This is a genomic window from Sphingosinicella microcystinivorans (genome assembly GCF_003634215.1).
GTDB classification, from domain to species: domain Bacteria; phylum Pseudomonadota; class Alphaproteobacteria; order Sphingomonadales; family Sphingomonadaceae; genus Sphingosinicella; species Sphingosinicella microcystinivorans.
Genome location: NZ_RBWX01000012.1, coordinates 21,535 through 40,052 on the forward strand (window position 1 = coordinate 21,535; position 18,518 = coordinate 40,052).

The 18,518-nt window shown below is 62.3% G+C and carries 14 protein-coding genes; 6 read left to right on the forward strand and 8 right to left on the reverse strand.

From position 1 onward, the window contains the following. Positions 1 to 2: 2 nt before the first annotated feature. Both DFR51_RS17435 and DFR51_RS17440 read right to left on the reverse strand, forming a co-directional pair. The gene (locus DFR51_RS17435; RefSeq protein ID WP_121053461.1) at positions 3 to 1,316 is read right to left on the reverse strand and encodes a hypothetical protein; all 1,314 of its coding nucleotides are present in this window, start codon (positions 1,314 to 1,316) and stop codon (positions 3 to 5) included. A 166-nt stretch (positions 1,317 to 1,482) separates the two neighbouring features. Beyond that, on the reverse strand, positions 1,483 to 2,721 hold the full coding sequence (locus tag DFR51_RS17440) for a DUF4185 domain-containing protein (RefSeq protein WP_197723735.1): 1,239 nt from the start codon (positions 2,719 to 2,721) through the stop codon (positions 1,483 to 1,485). Positions 2,722 to 3,217: 496 nt separating this feature from the next. On the opposite strand from DFR51_RS17440, the gene DFR51_RS17445 reads away from it, so the two are divergent. From DFR51_RS17445 to DFR51_RS17455, 3 genes are all read left to right on the forward strand, one after another. After that, entirely contained in the window at positions 3,218 to 3,724 is a 507-nt protein-coding gene (locus DFR51_RS17445) for a DUF6152 family protein (RefSeq protein WP_121053462.1), read from the forward strand. A 45-nt stretch (positions 3,725 to 3,769) separates the two neighbouring features. Further along, a complete protein-coding gene (locus DFR51_RS17450) occupies positions 3,770 to 4,606 on the forward strand; it encodes a hypothetical protein (protein ID WP_126494535.1) in 837 nt (278 codons plus the stop codon). 271 nt (positions 4,607 to 4,877) lie between these two features. After that, the gene (locus DFR51_RS17455) at positions 4,878 to 7,235 is read left to right on the forward strand and encodes a TonB-dependent receptor (protein WP_160119099.1); all 2,358 of its coding nucleotides are present in this window, start codon (positions 4,878 to 4,880) and stop codon (positions 7,233 to 7,235) included. A 199-nt stretch (positions 7,236 to 7,434) separates the two neighbouring features. Here the strand turns inward: DFR51_RS17455 and DFR51_RS17460 are convergent, their stop codons facing one another. From DFR51_RS17460 to DFR51_RS17470, 3 genes are read right to left on the reverse strand one after another with little or no spacing between them, the layout of a single operon-like run. Then, a complete protein-coding gene (locus DFR51_RS17460) occupies positions 7,435 to 8,808 on the reverse strand; it encodes an efflux transporter outer membrane subunit (RefSeq protein WP_197723692.1) in 1,374 nt (457 codons plus the stop codon). Continuing rightward, positions 8,808 to 10,757 carry a MacB family efflux pump subunit gene (locus tag DFR51_RS17465; protein WP_121053465.1) on the reverse strand — a complete coding sequence of 650 codons (1,950 nt, stop codon included), beginning with the start codon at positions 10,755 to 10,757 and terminating at the stop codon, positions 8,808 to 8,810. Before DFR51_RS17465 ends, DFR51_RS17460 begins: the two co-directional genes overlap by 1 nt. Beyond that, on the reverse strand, positions 10,757 to 11,947 hold the full coding sequence (locus tag DFR51_RS17470) for an efflux RND transporter periplasmic adaptor subunit (RefSeq protein ID WP_121053466.1): 1,191 nt from the start codon (positions 11,945 to 11,947) through the stop codon (positions 10,757 to 10,759). Before DFR51_RS17470 ends, DFR51_RS17465 begins: the two co-directional genes overlap by 1 nt. A 130-nt stretch (positions 11,948 to 12,077) precedes the next feature. On the opposite strand from DFR51_RS17470, the gene DFR51_RS17475 reads away from it, so the two are divergent. From DFR51_RS17475 to DFR51_RS18870, 3 genes are all read left to right on the forward strand, one after another. Next, the gene (locus DFR51_RS17475; protein ID WP_243446581.1) at positions 12,078 to 12,758 is read left to right on the forward strand and encodes a response regulator transcription factor; all 681 of its coding nucleotides are present in this window, start codon (positions 12,078 to 12,080) and stop codon (positions 12,756 to 12,758) included. Then, complete coding sequence (locus tag DFR51_RS17480) at positions 12,755 to 14,059, forward strand: HAMP domain-containing sensor histidine kinase (protein WP_121053467.1); 1,305 nt, start codon at positions 12,755 to 12,757, stop codon at positions 14,057 to 14,059. Before DFR51_RS17475 ends, DFR51_RS17480 begins: the two co-directional genes overlap by 4 nt. A 97-nt stretch (positions 14,060 to 14,156) precedes the next feature. Beyond that, entirely contained in the window at positions 14,157 to 14,405 is a 249-nt protein-coding gene (locus DFR51_RS18870) for a hypothetical protein (protein WP_126494533.1), read from the forward strand. On the opposite strand, the gene DFR51_RS17485 is transcribed toward DFR51_RS18870, so the two are convergent. The 3 genes from DFR51_RS17485 to DFR51_RS17495 form a co-directional block, all read right to left on the reverse strand. Beyond that, complete coding sequence (locus DFR51_RS17485; protein WP_121053468.1) at positions 14,395 to 16,737, reverse strand: TonB-dependent receptor; 2,343 nt, start codon at positions 16,735 to 16,737, stop codon at positions 14,395 to 14,397. The two genes, DFR51_RS18870 and DFR51_RS17485, sit on opposite strands and share 11 nt — an antisense overlap. Positions 16,738 to 16,925: 188 nt before the next feature. Continuing rightward, on the reverse strand, positions 16,926 to 17,714 hold the full coding sequence (locus DFR51_RS17490) for an SDR family NAD(P)-dependent oxidoreductase (protein ID WP_121053469.1): 789 nt from the start codon (positions 17,712 to 17,714) through the stop codon (positions 16,926 to 16,928). Continuing rightward, positions 17,711 to 18,505: an enoyl-CoA hydratase/isomerase family protein gene (locus DFR51_RS17495; RefSeq protein WP_121053470.1), complete on the reverse strand. Its 795-nt coding sequence runs from the start codon at positions 18,503 to 18,505 to the stop codon at positions 17,711 to 17,713. The genes DFR51_RS17490 and DFR51_RS17495 overlap by 4 nt, the downstream gene beginning before the upstream one ends. Positions 18,506 to 18,518: the final 13 nt, after the last annotated feature.

Below are 18,518 nucleotides of genomic sequence, written 5' to 3' on the forward strand. Positions count from 1 at the left end.
CGTTACCGAGGGGCCGGGCTCCAGTTCAGCGGCTTGGTCTGATCCCACACCCCTTTCATATCGATCGGGTGGGCAACCAAGAACGAACTCTGGTAGTTTTCCGAGAACATCGTACGCACTTGATAGAGTGCTTCGAAGGAACCGAAGGCGCCGTGAATGCGCTGGCCCAGCTGCCGCAGCCGCTTGGGATCCATGGCAAGGTTCACCATTTGCCTCACGCCTGCGTCACTGGTTCCCGAAATGACCAGGATCCGCTTTCCCGATGGGCCCGGAAAGCTGGCGATATAACCGTAATCGTGGCGAGGGACGATCTGGTCCGCCAGGACGTAGGGGCTTCCCGACAGGAAATGCCGTCCCGTCTTCTTGTCGACGAGTTCGTAGCACGTGTCCGCGCAGCGAAATCGCGACACTTCGAACAACGGGGCGCCGATCAATGGGCTCAAGGCATCGAGGGTGCCGACATAGATGATGTTGGATGACTTCATCATGGCCGCGTTGAGGTCCGACGATGTTGCCGGACTCGGCCGGAATTTCTTGATCAGCGGCCAAAGGTTGCCGATCGATTCCAGAATGTCGACACTGACCGTGCTCGCATCGCCAACCATCATGGCGACGGGACGGGGATCGCTATCCATGATGTAGTAGCTGGATGACGGGTCCTTTGAAACACGATCATAAAATTGACCCAGATCGGCGATGGACAAGTCCTGCGTCGGCTCGTCCACACCGGTATCGACGCTCTTGCTCAGAAACATGAAGTAATCGCCGGCGACGATTTTCGTGCCTTTCGTGTCGTCGAAGCCTCGCCACAGGGTCGAGCCGAGCGCATTTTCCCCAAGCCCAATCTCATCACTGAAATAGAGGCAGGCCAGCGCGACGTTCACCAGGAGAAGCGCCGTCGCCAAGATCCATACGGAAGACTTGCGATTCCCGCTCTGACGCGGCTCCAAGGGCGCCGTTGTCTCGTCGACGTCGCGCTCGCCCGGCAGCTCGAGCAGCAGCCCGTATTCACCGCGCGGGATGACGATTCGGGGACCGGTCCTGTCTCCATAATAAAGCTCGAGCTTCCGCCGCAGGCGGTGGATGCCCACCCGAACGCGCGATCCTTGTGCCGTCGCCGGCTCAGCGCTGCTCCGGAAGACTTCCTCGGCGACCTCTATTTCCTTGGGTCGACGGCCTTCCAGGGATTGCTGCAGCAGGAAATCGAACAGTCGAAGCAGGGTGTCGGATTGGTTGGACTTGATGAAGTCGCGAACCGCCTGCCCTTCCTCGGCCAGGGCACGGGCATCGTCGGCAGGGGAAATCATGCGGTTCATGCGCTATCCGAACACCCATCCGGAAACAAACAATCGACCGTTGCGCCCCCGTGGACCTTTGTCTCGGTCAGCCATGGATATGGTCTTGCCCCCCAAAGCACTGATTCTAGCGACGACCGCGTATGGCGACAAGAAGCCGCCCCCAGCCCCACGTCGCCCAAGGCGATCACTCCACGTCCAATTCGATCAACTGCGCATTGAAGCCATAGCCCGGCATGAATGAATGCATCGTCCTGTTCGCATCCAAAGCGGAATCGCGTGCGTTGTCAGGCGCGGCGCTGTCTGCCTCTTCGCCCTCTCCCGGCGCGTTCATCGCCTGGGCAATGTCCCGGATGCCCTTCAGGTCAGTCCACACCAGCCAGAAGCGCTTCCCGTCCGCCGAGATCCATTTGGGTGCAATCTGCGGGGAATAGGCCCGCGCTTCTGGATCGCCACCTGGCATCCATGCGAGGTCCTCGTGGACCTGGTGCCAAGGCCCCCAGGGCGTGTGCGAAATCCAAAATCCGAGATAGCTCTGCTTGCCGAATTCCGTACCATCCTCGGCGCGGCCGTTGCCGGATGCCACCATCATGTAGACGCCAAGCGCCTCGTTGAAGACGATGCTGGGCAACCATGTCTCGACCACGAGATCGCCGGGAAACAGGTTCGTTGAATTGACCCATCCGGTCGGGAAGACATGGACGGGATGGCGGTCGGCGAGGGCCTTGCTCCACCGTGGCTGCCCCTCCGTATCGAAACCGGCGAAAAAGGAATAGGCGCGCCGGTCGAGCATCCTCTCGATCCTGACACGGAAGAGCATGAGCTGGTTCATCCGCCCGTCGACGTTACCGTTCGGGCCGTAGACGTAGATATAGCCGTCCGCGTTGCCTCGGTAGTCCTGACCCATCTGCAAGATCGTCAGTAGCGACAGGCATCCATCCGGTTCGTTGAAGAAAGCAAAGTTGTCTTTCGCCTGTTCCGTCCAGCTTTCGTAGCGCACCGGCGAGGTGCCATCCTGGTTCCGCCAGGTGGAGCCGCCATCGTCGGAATAGATCAGCTTTGCCGTTGTCCAATGACGCGGCCTGTCCTGGGCCTGGTCCAGCGCCGAAAGGAACTGATAGACCCGGCCCTGCACGGCCAGCAGGCCGTGCCCGTGGTAGTGCGGTGCGTCTGCCGACTCCTGCGATTCATCGACTGCGGGATAATTCGCCACAAGACGCGCTCTGGCCTGTCGCGGATCGCGGCCGCCCATCGACCACAGCGACCGTTTGAAGAACCGGTCGGGCGGATCCGCCCAGCCGGCGCCGTCGTTGACGACGACCAGTTGTCGGTCTTCGGCGGTCCACGTCATCTTGTAACCGTCACCGATCGTGGGCAAGCGCACGATGGTGTCGTCGCGGCGTCGCAGGGACCGGACCGAAGCCATCCCGCTCCTTGGCGATAAGGCGGCTCTGGCCGGCCGGCTGAAGGCCGCAAGCAGGCCCAACGCGATCGACTGCAGTATGTCCCGTCGCTGTGACATGCGGCTGGCCCCCTTTGGAGAGTGGTGCGGTCGGCAGGATTGCCCGGCGCAAGATGTGTCTGCATCCGACAGGCGGAAAGATCGGCTTACATACTGGACATCGTCGGTCGCTGACGGCTCTTCGTCCGGGCGAAGAGCGGTGGCCATGCGGTCGCGTCAGGCGCCTAGAGCCACTTTGCCTGTCTATCCCTTCCACGGCGGTGGAAGAGAAGCCGGAAAGCGGTGTTGAAACCGTTCGTCTTATGTGCGTAACCCGCGGAAATCGGCCCGACCTCCCCCCAACCGCGGAACTCTGCGAAAAACGTGGGCCACGGATCGAATGAGGGACCGGCGGACACGTGCCGCTCACGCCGAGCTGCCGCCCGTTACCTTCGCAGGGCGACGGTTTCGCGACTGCTCAATGCATGACGGCGTTGTCCCGACCGCTCATCTTCAAGCCACAGACGAGGATCCGGAAGCTCGACAGGTCGAAAAGTCGGTGCCGGGTGTTGAGGCGGCGTGCCGTCCGATCGTCGCAGACGACAACGGGATGGAGATGGAAATGAAGTTTGTCAGCAAGGTTGCGGTGATACTTTCGCTGGGACTGGCCGCGAGCGCCGCCCCTGCCATCGCGCATCACTCCTTCGCGATGTTCGATCAGGACACGGTGGTCAGCCTCAAGGGGGTCAAGGTCGTCCAGTTCAGGTGGGGCAATCCACACGTCTTCGTCGTCGTGGAGAGCGGCAATATCCGCTACGCGCTGGAATGTTCCAGCCCGTCGGCGATGAACTCGTTGGGGTGGAAGCACAACAGCCTGAAGGCCGGCGACACGATCGACGTCACGATGTTCCCCTTGCGCAGCGGCAAGCCCGGCGGCGCGCTCAAAACTGCCACGCTCCCTAACGGCACGGTGCTGGGCGACTCTTGAGACGCGAGGTCTGAACAGCCGGTGCCGTGAACTGAGGGGAACATTATGAAAAACAAGACACCAGGGGCGATTGCTGTCGTGGTCGCCGCAGCATTGATGTGGTCGGCCGGTCCTGCCTTGGCGGCAAAGCCCGCCGCCGGGAGCGCGAAAGCCAGCCCCGACAAGCCGATACCGGCCGCAGCCACCAAAGGGGCTCGCGACCTCAATGGCGTGTGGCAGCGATACCCGCTTCCCTGGCCCTCCTATCTCGCCGACTTCGACGATGTACCGCCGCCCGACCAGGGCCCCGATCTGGAAGAGCCCTACGCGACGCAATGGCGCGAACAAACCCTGAAGCGGCGGCGCGCGTTCGACAGCGGCAAGCCGCTGGTTGACCCCAGCACATTGTGCCGCCCCGAGGGTATGCCGACAGTGATGCAGGCGATCTACCCGATCCAGATCCTCCAGACCCCCGGCCAGATCACGGTGCTGGCCGAGCTCTTCATGCAGACTCGCCGTATCTACATGGATGTGCCGATGCCTCCGCTCGATGACATCGCACCCAGTTACTATGGATTTTCATCGGGCCGCTGGGACGGTGACACGCTGGTGATAAAAACGCAGGGGATCAGGACGGATGTCCAGTTCTTCGAGATTCCTCACAGTGAAGCGATGACCGTCACCGAGCGCTATCGGCTGGCTGAGAACGGCAGGCTCTACCTGGATATTTCGATCGAGGATCCGGGTTACCTCCGGACCCCTTACGAATTCCGGTGGATCTACGAACGGGCCGCCCCTGGCTACCGCGTGCCCGAGTATGTGTGCGACAACATGCACGACGTGGTGAATGCTGACGGCACTGTCGATCTGATGACCGATGTTGACGAAAAGCCGGCAAAATAGCCGGTTAGAGGAGAGGCGTGAAACGTTCGCGCACAGTTCACGGGCAGTTACACACGTTTACGCGTCGTAACGATTAGCCCCAAAAATCGCTCACTGTTTCTCAAAAGTGTTCTGTCGATCGTATCGCCTGGGAGGGCGTCGAAAGGGGGCTTTCGGGATGTTGGAAATCGCGCTCGTCAAGCGACTTCCGGCACGGAGAGTGAGGTGGGTAGAGGCGACCCGTCTCACTGGAACGATCAGTGAAGAACGATACGTGAAAAGGGTGGGAAATATGACATCGGATGACATGAACCGTTCGGCGCGGCGGCACGGCGTCGGGAAATGGAGCACACCGATCTGGCGCACGGGCCTTCTCTGTGGAACGGCGCTCCTGTGGCCGACCGTTGCATCGGCACAGAACGAACAGTCCGCCCGGCAGAATGTGGCTGTCGCGTATGATTCCGACGCCATCATCGTCACCGCGCGACAAAAGGCTGAAGCGCTCACCGAAGTTCCGGCGGCGATCACAAGCATTTCATCGGATTTCCTGGAAAAGCAGAATGTCACCACCTTCGTCGACTTTGCGACCAAGGTGCCGAACCTGTCCTTCCAGTATGGCCAGGGCGGCTCGTTCCTGTGGAGCGGCGACCGCGAGACGACGATACGCGGCGTCGTAGGCGTTGGAACGACGGCCTTCTATATCGACGATACGCCGGTGCCGTCCTCGGTCAGCCCCCAGGTCCTGAACCTCGAACGGATCGAAGTCCTGAAGGGACCGCAAGGCACCCTCTACGGGGCGAGTTCGATGGGCGGCAATGTGCGCTATATCACCCGGAAACCGTCGCTCGACGAAAACGAAGGCACCTTGAGCCTTCAGGTCGGGAAAACGAAGGACGGCGGGTTCGATCACGACAACAACATCCAGAACAATTTCGTGCTGGTGCCCGACAAGCTGGCCGTGAACGTCGCCTTCGGATATTTGCAGGATTCCGGCTTCATCAAGCGCCGGTTCCGCGACGGATCCGGCGAATGGGTGACGAAGGACGGCGAAGGGCGCAACCGCAGCCTGACGGGTTCGCTCGGTATCCGGGCGCAGTTGACGGACAATCTGGAAGCAAATCTGAGCTTCCTGGGTCAAAGCAGCCGCCTTCGCGGCTTCCCCGGCGCCTACCTGCCGCTGCCTGGCTACAAACCGCTGAGCTATACCCTCGATCGCGATGTGGACGTTCAGGAATATTCGAAGGACCGGTGGGGCCTTGGTGCCTTGGTCCTGCGCTATGACGGGAATGGCTTCGAAGCCGTTTCCTCGACAAGCTTCTTCAAACGCAAGATCGAGCAGATCGACGACAATACCGAAGGCACGAACTTCTTTTTCCAGAGCGAGTTCGACATCGATTTCACAGGCGTGCCCTTTTACGTGATCATCAATTCACGTGAAAAGGCACTGACCCACGAGACACGCATCTCGTTCGATCAGGGAACGCTCCTTCCCGGGCTTTCCGGCATCGTCGGGGTGTTTCACAAGACGACCAAGAACAGGAACTACAATCCCGGGGTCGTCGTCCCCGAACTGGGCGAGGCGGGTCTCCTGCCGCCGTATCTTGCGAACGTCCTGACCAGGGAAACGGAGAAAAACACCGCCGTGTTCGGCGAAGTCTATTATGAACCGGCTTCGCAACTGACCTTGACGCTGGGGCTGCGCCAGTACTGGATCGATCAGCATCAGGACCCCAGCGTCGATACCGGTGCCCTGTTCGGGCCCGACCCGTTCTATAACGCCGCGAAGGACAACCGCGAATCCGGCTTGGTGCCAAAGGCGGTTATCTCCTATGAGATTGGCGATCGGGGCAACGTCTATGCTTCGGCGTCGAAGGGCTTCCGTCTGGGCGGCAGCAATTCAAGGCTGCCCTCGTTCTGCGGCAGCGACCTCGAAGATCTGGGCCTCACGCTCGACGGTGCGGGGCGATACAAGTCGGACACGCTGTGGAGCTACGAAGTCGGGGCCAAGAGCCGGATCGCCGACGGGCGCATGAACATCTCGGCGGCCGCATTCCGCATGGACTGGTCGGACATTCAGCAGGTCGGCACCCTGCCGACTTGCGGGCTGACATTCATGACCAACGCCGGCAAGGCCCGCATCAAGGGCGGCGAATTCGAAATCGCCGGTCGCCCGCTGGCCAACGTCCCGCTGACGGTAAGCCTGGGCATCGGGTATCTCGATGCCACGCTGCTCGATCCCGGTTTCCTGCCGCAACCCGCCAACAGCCGCCTGGGCTTGGTCCCGAAGTGGACCGGCAGCATTTCGGGCTATTACGAAACCCCGATCACCGCCAATGCCGACTTCTTCATTGCGGCGGACTACAGCTACACCAGCTCGACCAAAGTGCCGTCCGTGGCCGACGGTACGGCGGTTTTCTTCACCCGCCAGCCAATCAATCTCGTCAACGGCAACGTCGGCGTGAAGTTCGGTCGGTCGCAGGTCATGGTCTTCGCCAAGAACCTGTTCGACAAGCGCCTGACCTACGGCGATCAGCCAATGTCGGGGTTCGAGCGCCGCGAGCTGCTCGAGGACGGCAGCTATGAACGCCTGCTGCGCGGTGTCGTGAGCCGTCCGCGGCAGATCGGCGTGCAATACCAGCTTGATTTCTGACCTTTCGGCGTTGCCTTCGACGAGGCCGGCGGAGGCAACGCCCCTTCTGAAACGTTAGAGTGACGCGCGCCTCTGCGAGTCAGGGCGCGGAAGTACATAGCGCCAATGGTGAGATATCAAGCGGCGGCCGTCGACAAGGTGGCCTGGCGAGGGACCGCGCTTCGATACCTGAATGAGCTCCATGCGGGACCACGTTTTCTTATCGTTGCCGCCCGAAGCCTCCGCCCAGCGCCTGATGAAGCGTGACCTGGTTCTGGAACTTCTCAAGCTGGTTGGACGAAAGCGCCAGATCGGCAGCGCGCCGGCGTTCCTGTGCATCGAGCCAGGTGCGTAGCGACACGGCCCCGGCGCGGTAGCGGATTTCGTACAGGCGCTCGGCATCCACAGCGGCGTCTCTGGCTCGTCGCAGCGCGATGTTTTGGGTCGCCAGTTCGGCATGTGCGGAGAGGGCCACTTCCACCTCAGCCAGCGCTCCATATAGCGACTTCCGGAACAGGATCACCGCCTCCTCGTACCGGGTGCGAGCGATCTGCGTTTCGAAGCGCATCGCGTGGACGTTCAGGAAGGGCAGCGTCAATCCGGCGCCGAGCGTCGCGACGGGATTGGCCAGCACATTGAGAAGGGCGCTGCTCGAGGTTCCGAGCGCCCCGGTCAAGGTGAGCGCCGGGTAGAAACTGGCCTTTGTCGCGTCCGCGCTCGCGAGAACACTGCGCAGCCGCAGTTCAGCGGCACGAAGGTCCGGGCGACGGCCGAGCAGGTCGGCCGGCAGTCCCACTGCGATGCCCGGCAGGGGCTCGGTTCTCAGGCTTTGCGGCTCGTCTGAGGGTGCAGGAGCGCCGTTGAGCAGCACCATCAGCGCTTCGCGTGCGCGGACCCGCGCCTGTCGCGCCTCAGTCAAAGCGGCCTCCTGCATGGTGACGGTCTGCTCGATCTCGCGAACCTCCAGCGCGGAGACGTTCCCGGCTCCATACTGCGTTTCGACCAGAGATTGCGTGCGACGCGCATAAGCCAGACTCTGCTCACCAAGCGCGATCCGCTCATTCGCCAGAGCGATCTGCCAGTACAGTGAGGCTGTCGTGCCGACCAGCGTCAGGAAGACGCCGTCGCGGTCCTCGGCTGTCGCTTGTGCCTCGAAACGCGCCGCGTCGCGCCGCGCATCAAGGCGACCGAACAGATCCACCTCCCATGCAAGGCCGACCGATCCGGAGGCATTCTCGGTAGTTCGGCGAGCGGCGCCTGACATCGGCCGCGACAGCCCGGTGGCGAGGGAGCCGTTCGGGACCGGCACCAACGCGTTGCCGGCGAGCCTTGCCTCGAGCTGGGCGCGGCGCACGCGGACCGCTGCTGCGGCAAGGTCCGGATTGCGGGCAATGGCAAGATCGACCAGCGCATCGAGCGTTGGGTCGCCGAACGCACGCCACCACATGTCATTGCGCTCCGTCGCCTGCGCAGCCGAGGTCTGGTGGATGAATTCGGCGGGAAGCGTCGCGGCAGGCCGCACATAGGTGGTGCGGGCGGCGCAGCCAGTAAGAAGCGAGCCGGCGATCATCAGGGAAAGGACAGGTTTCATCATCAATCTCTTGCCAATGCCTCGACAGGATCAAGCCGGGCTGCGTTACGCGCGGGCAGGAAGCCGAACAGGATCCCGATGCCGGTCGAACACGCGAATGCGAGCAGGATCGAAGGCAGGGAGAACACCATCTCGAACCCGCTCGCCGTCAGGCGGACGACGAGCCCGAGCAGCAAGGCCAGAAGCACGCCCACCGCGCCGCCGATCAGGCAGACCAGAACCGCTTCGATCAGGAATTGCTGGAGGATGTCGCTCTGCCGCGCGCCGACCGCCATTCGCACCCCGATTTCACGGGTCCGCTCGGTCACTGAGACGAGCATGATGTTCATCACGCCGATCCCGCCGACGACCAGCGCAATGACGGCGATCGAGGAGATCAGCAGGGTCAGCGTCTGGCTTGTCTGCGTGATCGCCTTCCGGATCTGATCCGAGTTGAAGATGAAAAAATCCTTGGTGCCATGTCTGCGTGTCAGGAGCGTGGTGACGGCTTCCTGGGCTGCGCCGCTCGTCACACGGTCGGCGACACGCACGGTGATGCTCTCCAGCTTCGTCCGCCCCGTCATCCGCGTCGTCGCCGTGCTGTAGGGGATGTAGACATTGACGCCCGAACCGCCGCCGCCGCTTTGCGAAGGGCGCAGCACGCCAATGACGCGGACAGGCACCTGGCCCAGCAAAATCGTGGCACCGATGGGGTTGGCTCCATGCGGAAAGAGAGTGGTGCGTGCTTTCGTGTCGATCACCGCCACCTGTGCGGCGCGCGCCACCTCGGCCTCCTTGAACAGCGTGCCCTGCGCAACCTTGTATCCACGGACGCGGAAATAGCCTGCACCGACGCCGGTGATCTGGGCGGTCGCGGCGATATTGTCCCGCCGGGCGGTGACACTGGTCGAAACATTGGGCGACACGCTGTCGATATAGGTTTGCCGGGCCAGCACGCGTGCATCACCCTCGCTCAGCGTCTGGATCGAGGCGGCACGCAGGTCGCCGAAATCCATGCCGGGGAAGATGTCGATCGTGTTGGTGCCCAGGTCGCTGATCTGCGCCATCACCTTGGATTGCGCACCATTGCCGAGCGCCACCACCGAGACGACCGATGCAATGCCGATGATAATGCCGAGCATCGTCAGGAACGTGCGCATCCGGTGCGCGGCCATGGCCAGCAGGGCCATGCGGAATGCCTCGCTGAACCGATCTGCCGCTGCGCGCCAGGCAACGGCCGGCGGCTGTGGGGCCTCTGCCAACACCTGCGGCCGGGAAGGGACGCGCGTATACCGATCAGCGACGATCACACCGTCGCTGATCTCGATGACGCGGTCCGCATGCCCCGCAACCGCCATGTCGTGGGTCACCAGGATGATTGTATGCCCCTCGGCATTCAGCTCCTGAAGAATGCGCATCACTTCCTCACCGCTCGCCTTGTCGAGCGCGCCGGTGGGCTCATCGGCGAGAATGATCGCGCCGCCGTTCATGAGTGCTCGCGCGATCGAGACGCGCTGTTGCTGGCCGCCCGAGAGCTGGCCGGGCAGATGGCGCGTCCGTTCGCCCAGGCCCAGACGCGTCAGCAAAGCCAGTGCCCGCTCGCGCCGCGCGGTGGGATCGCGCCCCGCATAGATCGAAGGCACCTCGACATTGCCGACGGCGGAGAGGTCGGACAGCAGGTGATAGCGCTGGAAGATGAAACCGAAATGCTCGCGGCGCAGTGCTGCAAGCTCATCGGGCGCCAGCGCGCCTGTATCTCTCCCCTGCACACGATAAGATCCGGAGGTCGGGCGGTCCAGGCAACCAAGGATGTTCATCAGGGTCGACTTACCCGAGCCGGACGCGCCGACGATCGCCACCATCTCGCCGGCATGGATCGTCAGATCGACATCCTTGAGCACGGCGACGGTACCTTCGCCCGCCGGAAATTCGCGGCGCAGCCCCTTGGTTTCGATGATCGGGGGCATGTCCATCAGAACCCGATCCCCATACCGCCATCGGTCGCAGGCTCGGCCGTTTCCTGAGCGATGACGACTTTCTCGCGCGGCGAGAGGCCTGAGAGCACGACCGCATTCGTATCGTCGGCGATGCCGATGCGGACCTGCCGCGTTTCGACCCGTCCGCGCGGATCGACCACGCGCACCTGATAGCGGCCATCCGCCCCGCGTTCTCCGAGCGCGGCGAGCGGAACAAGCACCGAACGATGCGCGCGCGCAAGCAGGACGGACACCTGTGCCGTCATTGACGGGCGCAGCCGCCCCTCGGGATTAGGAACGTCGAACAAGGCGTTGTAATAGATTGCCGCAGTGCCGGCCGAGGCACCGCTCGCGCTCGTCGCGCCTGCGGCGGTCTCCGAAGCGATCGATTCCGGCGCCGGTTCGATCCGGTCGATCCGGGCATGATACGGACGATCGGGCGCGCCCAGCGTCGTGAACCGCACCGACTGGCCGGCCCGAACCTTCTGCACGTCAGCTTCCGAAATCTCGGTGCGCACAGTCATCACATCGAGGCGCGCGAGCATGACGATGGTCGGTGCAGACTGAAACGAATTGACCGTTTGCCCTTGCTTCGTGACGACCGCGACGATGGTGCCGTCCATTGGCGCCAGGATGCGTGTGAAGCCCAGATTCAGACGCGCCGTCTCCACCTGGGTGCGGGCCTGGACGATCTGGGCGTCAAGCGAGCTCAATTCGCCCCGAACGGCGGTCAGGGCCGCCTCGGCAGCCTCATAGTCGGCCCGCGACGTCGCGTCCGCCGCAAGCATGGTCTTCTGGCGGCGGTAGGTAAGCTCGGCCTGAACCAGCGCGCCTTGCCGCGCCTCTTTCTGGGCGACCAAGGCGCCGACTGCCGCCTCGGCATTGCGCAGGGCCAGCCGTTGCGGCTCTGCGTCGATATCGGCGATCGGGTCGCCCGCCCGCACCCGCTGGCCAAGCTCGACGTAGAGCTTCTTGACCTGACCGGAGACCTGCGCACCGACGCTCACCAACTCCTTGGGGCGGAGCTTGCCGGTCGCCAGCACACTCTGTTCGACGTCGCCCACCGTCACGTCGGCAGTGGTCAGGCCCTCCGCGGCCGACGGGCGCGCGGCGAGCCACCAGGCAAGTGCGGCGAGGACAAGGATGGCGGGAAGGCCCGCGAAGAGAAAAAGGCGGCGTGTTTTCATGCGCTGCCTTATGCCAAGCGCTGACCCGTCCGTGGGTAAGTTGATCGCAAGGGAAGCGAAAAGATTGCGTAAAGAGGGCTGACATCGCGCTCCGGAACTCCCAGCATCGTTCGGCGATAGAGGACGAGACGTGACCAACCTGCTGCTGATCGACGACGACGTTGAACTGAGCGCAATGCTGCGAGAATATCTTGCCGAAGAGGGATTCGCGCTCACGCTTGCAGGCAATGGCGAGGACGGAGTGCAGCAGGCGCTGACCGGGCGGTTCGAAGCGGTGATCCTCGACATCATGTTGCCGCGCATGAACGGTATCGAGGTCTTGAGCCGCATCCGCCAGACCAGCAAGGTGCCCGTCCTGATGCTCACGGCAAGGGGCGACGATGTGGACCGGGTGATCGGACTGGAGCTTGGCGCTGACGATTACATCGCCAAGCCCTATTATCCGCGTGAATTGCTCGCCCGGCTCCGCGCGGTCCTCCGGCGGACCGGAGCATCCAGCTCCACCGGCCCCCTGGCGATCAAGGCGCTGACGCTCGATCCTGCCCGGCGCGACGCGCGTTGGGACGGCCGGCCGATCGAGCTTACCGTGACGGAGTTCAGCCTTTTAGAAGCACTGATGCGGGCGGGCGACATCGTTTCTACAAAGGACGAGCTTTCGCTTGCCGCGCTCGGCCGGCAACGGCAGCGTTACGACCGCAGCATCGATGTCCATGTCAGCAACCTACGCCAGAAGCTCAGCCTCTCAAGCGCCCGCGACGTCGAGATCGAAACCATTCGCGGCGTCGGCTATCGCCTGGCGGTCGCGCCGTGAAGCGCCGGTTGTTCTGGAAGATATGGCTGGGCTTCTGGGCGGCGTACCTGCTGCTGACAACGGGGCTATGGTCCTATTGGTCGTTCCAGCCTGCCCCGTTTCGACCGGACTGGGACCCACCCCACGCGGCCGGCACGGCACTCGTTGAAACCGCCGCGACAGCGCTGGACCGGGATGGTCCGAGCGGCTTGGCGCAGCAGGTCGCGAACTGGCCCGGTTTTTATCGGGAGCGCCTGACCATCGCCCCCTTATCCACGGATTCCTGTGCGCCAACGGGAGACCCACGTGTCATCACCCGCCAGTCGCACGGCTATTGCCTGCGCTACGCAACGCCGCCGTTGTCCGATGCAGATGAAGACTGGATGTCAACGGTGGCGCCGCCCGATTACCTGATCGCGATCGCTCTGGCCGGCCTCGTCTTCAGTGCTGCGCTGGCCGCATACCTCTCCTCGCCGATCCACCGCTTGCAACTCGGATTCGACCGACTCGCGCAGGGGGACCTCAGTGTCCGGCTGGGGCCGACGATGGGTCGCCGCAAGGACGAGGTCGCTGACCTTGCCCGCGATTTCGATGCCATGGCGGAGCGGCTTCAGGAGCTTGTCGGCGCGCGCGACCGCCTCCTTCATGACGTCTCGCACGAGCTACGCTCGCCACTGGCGCGGATGCGACTGGCGGCGGACCTGCTGCGCCGCGATCCCGGCCGCCTCGACGCCTCGCTGGACCGCATAGACCGCGAGGCGGGTCAACTCGATGCGCTGGTGGGTGAATTGCTGACGCTCGCCCGGCTGGAGAGCGATGCAGGACGGAGCGAGGAATATTTCGATCTGCTGGAGGTGTTGCGGCTCGTAACGGACGACGCACAGTTCGAAGCCGAGGCACAGGGCGTGACCCTGAATGTCGACCTGCCGACGGATGGCGCCGATGACGACTGGCTGGTCCTCGGAAGCGGTCAGCTGGTTCACCGCGCGTTCGAGAACATCCTGCGCAACGCGCTGCGTTTCTCGTCTCAGGGATTCGCGGTCGGCCTCAGGCTTGAACGGGACGGCGCAGACTGCTGTATCGTCACGGTGGACGATGAGGGGCCGGGCATCGCCGACGGCGAAGCAACGCGGCTCCTTGAGCCGTTTGTGCAGGGCGCGCACCAGAGCGGTACGGGCTTCGGCCTCGGGCTTGGCATCGCGCGCCGCGCCATAGCCGCGAGTGGCGGATCGGTGGCGCTGGCGAACCGCGCAGGCGGCGGACTGCGCGTCACGATCGCCCTGCCGTTGGCGCGCGGCGCGTTGAACCAGCCCAAATTTTGAAGCGACCGGGGTTGACGGCACGCGCGGAAGCAAAGCTGCGACGCCGTGATCCAAGGGGCCAAAGCGGGCCGTCCCAAAGCGAATGAGCAGACGAACCATGCCGGATAGCGATATGAAGAACGCGCGGGAGGATGAGAAATGCGTGGGGCAAAGATGGAAAGTCAGCCTTGTTGGTGGCGCGGGCGCAGAAAGGCCGCGCCAGGCCGATACGAATCCAGGACCAAGACGCACACAGTTGCGCAAGCCGAGAACGGAAATATCCACAATCGTCTGGGTCGATATTCCCTGTATGCTCAACGTGCGCGCAGTCAGAACCGATGAATATATCGACCTTTTCAATATCTAAATTGAAAGGTTATACCATAAGTAGCAGGCATACCTGCGATCTTGGCCACATAATCGGTCAAGTGCGTGACATTGTTATAGTAGTATTCGTTTGTGATGTTGCGACCCCAGATTTGACCGCTCCAGCGACCGTCGCTCGATTCAAGTCCCAACCGGGCATCGAGCAGCGTATAGGCTGGCAGCTTAAACGCTGGCGTATTCCCGAACGTGCCGGGACTGCTGCTATGATACGTTACGGCACTACCAACCATGACCTGCATACCGCCGCTGCCGATGGGGAAGCGATACTCGGCGTCGCCGACAAACTGCCATTTCGGCGTATTGGGGAACGACTCGCCGAGGTAACTCGTCGGGACGCCATAGGGATCACGCGGCACCGCTGGCGCAACCGGGTCACGCAGCACCTTTGAGCGGATATAGGTCAGGCCGGATTTGATGCGCAGCCCCTTCGCTGGCTGCAGCGTGACGTTCGTTTCAAATCCGTAGACTTTGGATTTCGGAATATTGACCAGCTGCGGCAGGGGCCCGAACACCGGGGTCAGAACGATTCCCTTCAGCTGTTTGTCGTCGTAATCATTATAGAAGGCAGCGAAATCGGCGCTCAGCACGCCTCCCAGTGTCGTGAAGCGCGTACCAGCCTCGTAAGCCAAAACCGCCTCCTGCGTTACCGGCGTGAACTGGCTGGAAAGGATCGCGGGCACAAGGGCGTAGCTGCCGGACTTGTAGCCTTTGGTCACATTTGCATAGACCATCACGTTGGTATCGAATTTGTAGTCGACACCGGCGCGCCATGACAAATTGTCTTCATCCAGTTCCGATTTCGCAAGGCCGGGCGCGAAGGTCGCAGCATCCAGCGTGACGCAGCCGAACGCCGGAATGCTGACCGGCATTCCGGTAAACAGACCGCCGAGAAACTCGAACGCCGTGGCCGCGGTAACACCAACCGGGCCAAGCCCTTCATCCTTGATGCAGCCCGAAAAATCGCGCTTCTGAGACGTGTAGCGCACCGCGCCCTGCAAGGTCAGCTGATCAGTGACATGCACGTCCAGGCTGCCGAACGCCGAAAGCGTATCCACCTTCTGATCGGCAATCTGGCCAAGCCGTGTGAACAGGAACGGACCAATCTGATTGTTGGTGCCCTGATTGGTGGTGATGGTCGATTCGGCAGCGCTCTCGTACTGGTAATTACCGCCGATCATCCAGTCGATCATGCCCGAACTGCCCGCAAGGCGCAGTTCCTGGGCGAACGTCTCAAGATCGGAATCATGCGCGTTGATACCGAACGCGCCGAACGCCGTTCCGTCGATATCCATGGGCGAGCTGCCCTTGAACCGGTTATACGCGGAAATGGATGTCAGGCTGACGTCATCGGAAATCGACCAGTCGGCACGCAACGATGCCTGATGAAAGCGATCATTGCGCGCATAGTCCCGGCCCGCATCCCAATCCGCCTCGCGGGCATTGTTCCGCGCGACGGGCGACGCCTCCATCGCATCGGCGATATATTGCGTGAGCGGCGTCACGGCCACTGCCGGTGCGAAATCCACGAACTGCGCCGCCTGCGTTTCACCCTTGTCGCGCCATGCGGACAGCGCCAGCTCAAAGCTCAGGCTTTCGCTCGGTTTCCAATCGAAGATTGCTCTGCCATTGAGAAAGTTTTTCTTCCCGAGTCGGTCGGACGGGCGCGTGCGACTATACTGCCACCCGTCGGAAAACTCGCCTTGCATAGCGATGCGCGCAGAGAGCGTATCCGCGATCGGCCCGCTCACGAAACCGTTGAAGCTGATCTCGTTGAACCGCGCAAAACCTGCGCTGGCACCCATATCGAAACTGTCTGTCGGCTTCGCCGCAATGAAGTTTATGGCGCCGCCCGTGGAATTCATGCCGAACAGCGTGCCCTGCGGCCCCTTGAGAACTTCGACCCGCTCAAGATCGAGCATGGCACCGCGCGACATCACGGAATAGGGCAACGCGACCTGATCACTATAAACCGTGACCGCCGGGCCGGCCGATGTCGAATTGTCGTTGTAACCGATACCGCGAATTGAAAACACCGGTGTTCCGAAAGCGCCCTGTTGATAGCTGAAGCCCGGCACCGCCTGCACCAGCTGCGCGGTATCGACGATGCCCGCACGGCTGAGCGCGTCGCCTGTTACAACCGAAATCGACATCGGCACGTCCGCAAGGCGCTCGGAGCGCTTCTGTGCAGTGACGACAATTTCCCCGATATCCTCGAAACCTTCGCCGGGAACGGATTGCGCCAATGCGGCGGCAGTCGGCAAGACAGCAAGCGCGGAAACCCCGGCGCAGAACTTCGAGACCTTCACGGACATGTTTCCTCCCCCAATGGCTATCTATGTTCTTTTTTGCATGCCGATTACCAACACGCTTTCATCGCCGCACACGAACAAGGAAGCCTGCACGCGCTTTCAACGGCATGACAAAACCCTACGTACGCTCCAACTCACATTATACTCATCTGGAGTATCGGTTCGGCTCGAACGGGCGTCAGCTCCGACTGTCATGATTTCTCGGCGATCACGGGGGCGACGAGCGCCGCAAATCGCGTACGCACTTCCTCTTGCCATTCAGGGTGCGTCAGTATGTAAAGATCACCCGCAAGTGCCTGAGTGAGAATGATGGCAGCGGCGGCCTCCGGCTGCAGAACCCTACTGAGCTCAGGACGGAAACGCGGCCCTTCTCCCGATCCGCTTGCAGGCTGGATCGCTGTGGCTATCCAGCCTGGACAAGCAACCGAAACGACGACCCCTGAAGGCGCGAGTTCCTGCCGCAACACTTCGGAAAGTCCGACCACCGCAGACTTGCTTGCGACATAGGCGGCGAAGCCGGGTAACGGCACCAAGCCGGCCATGGACGCGATATTGACGACATGCGAGATCTCCCTTGCGGCAGTCATGCGCGGCGCGAATGCCGTGACGCCATGGACGATTCCCATCAGATTGACGTCGATGATCCGACGCCATCGGTCCAGCGGCATCGAAAGTGCAGGTCCGAAGTCGGCGATACCTGCGTTATTGATCAGAACATCGCAGCGCCCGAACGTATCGAAACAGATATCGGCCAACCGTTCGACCGATCCGCAATCCGCAACGTCCACCGCTGCCGGAGTGGCATCACCACCTCGGCCCGTGATTGCCGTACAGACTCGGACGGCGCTCTCGAAATCCAGATCCGCAACGAGCACTTTTCCACCTGCCGAAGCGAAGCCTTCGGAAAGCGCCTTGCCGAGACCGCTCCCCCCGCCCGTGACGACACCGACACGGTCGCGCAGCCCCGCGAAGTCGTTCATCGACCCGTGAACTGCGGCGCGCTGCGATTCTGAAAAGCTTCCACGGCGATCCGATGATCTTCCATCAACATCGTGAGATTTTCATAGGCCGCCGCACGATCGATGATTGCGTTTGCCGTGACTTTCAAACCGGCATTTATCGACGCCTTGGTCCATTTGATAGCGTGGATGGCGCCCGCTGCCAATCGCTCGGCCATAGCGCGGACCTTGGCATCGATCTCCTCGATTGACACAGCCTCTGTGATCAGGCCGATCGCCGCAGCTTCCGCGCCGGAGATAGGATCGCCGGTCAGCAGATATCGTTTCGCGCGGGCATAGCCGATCAGTTGCGGCCATATGACGGCCCCGCCGTCACCGGCCACCAGGCCGACAGCCACGTGGGGATCGGCAAAGCGTGCATCGGGTGTCGCGTAAATGAAGTCGCAGAACAGCGCCAGCGAGCAGCCGAGCCCGACTGCCGGGCCAACGACGCGCGCGATGACCGGCACCTCCAGATCGAGCAAATTGTTCTGGATACGCCGGTCGTTTTCTATTGCCGCAGCCGTAGCGGCGGGATCGGCCTGCAACGCGGCGAGCCAGCCTATGTCGCCTCCCGCACTGAAAGCCTGGCCCGTTCCGGTAAGGACGACGACGCCGACCTCCGGATCCCGCGCAATGTCCGCGAAGATGCGGGAGAATTCGTCGTGGAGCAGCGGGTTGACGGCGTTCTTTACCTCCGGACGGTCGATCGTGACGGTCAAGATTCTCCCGTTTCTTTCGATCTTGAGCCCTTTGTAACTGGAATAGTCCATGATCTCCCTTTCC

What these genes read in the sequence shown, in the direction of transcription:
- DFR51_RS17450 (WP_126494535.1), top strand. Translation starts at nt 3,770, where the DNA reads ATGAAAAACAAGACACCAGGGGCGATTGCTGTCGTGGTCGCCGCAGCA.
- DFR51_RS17490 (WP_121053469.1), bottom strand. Translation starts at nt 17,714, where the DNA reads ATGAACGACTTCGCGGGGCTGCGCGACCGTGTCGGTGTCGTCACGGGC.
- DFR51_RS17460 (WP_197723692.1), bottom strand. Translation starts at nt 8,808, where the DNA reads ATGATGAAACCTGTCCTTTCCCTGATGATCGCCGGCTCGCTTCTTACT.
- DFR51_RS17455 (WP_160119099.1), top strand. Translation starts at nt 4,878, where the DNA reads ATGACATCGGATGACATGAACCGTTCGGCGCGGCGGCACGGCGTCGGG.
- DFR51_RS17440 (WP_197723735.1), bottom strand. Translation starts at nt 2,721, where the DNA reads ATGGCTTCGGTCCGGTCCCTGCGACGCCGCGACGACACCATCGTGCGC.
- DFR51_RS17465 (WP_121053465.1), bottom strand. Translation starts at nt 10,757, where the DNA reads ATGGACATGCCCCCGATCATCGAAACCAAGGGGCTGCGCCGCGAATTT.
- DFR51_RS17470 (WP_121053466.1), bottom strand. Translation starts at nt 11,947, where the DNA reads ATGAAAACACGCCGCCTTTTTCTCTTCGCGGGCCTTCCCGCCATCCTT.
- DFR51_RS17485 (WP_121053468.1), bottom strand. Translation starts at nt 16,737, where the DNA reads ATGTCCGTGAAGGTCTCGAAGTTCTGCGCCGGGGTTTCCGCGCTTGCT.
- DFR51_RS17495 (WP_121053470.1), bottom strand. Translation starts at nt 18,505, where the DNA reads ATGGACTATTCCAGTTACAAAGGGCTCAAGATCGAAAGAAACGGGAGA.
- DFR51_RS17445 (WP_121053462.1), top strand. Translation starts at nt 3,218, where the DNA reads ATGCATGACGGCGTTGTCCCGACCGCTCATCTTCAAGCCACAGACGAG.
- DFR51_RS18870 (WP_126494533.1), top strand. Translation starts at nt 14,157, where the DNA reads ATGCCGGATAGCGATATGAAGAACGCGCGGGAGGATGAGAAATGCGTG.
- DFR51_RS17435 (WP_121053461.1), bottom strand. Translation starts at nt 1,316, where the DNA reads ATGAACCGCATGATTTCCCCTGCCGACGATGCCCGTGCCCTGGCCGAG.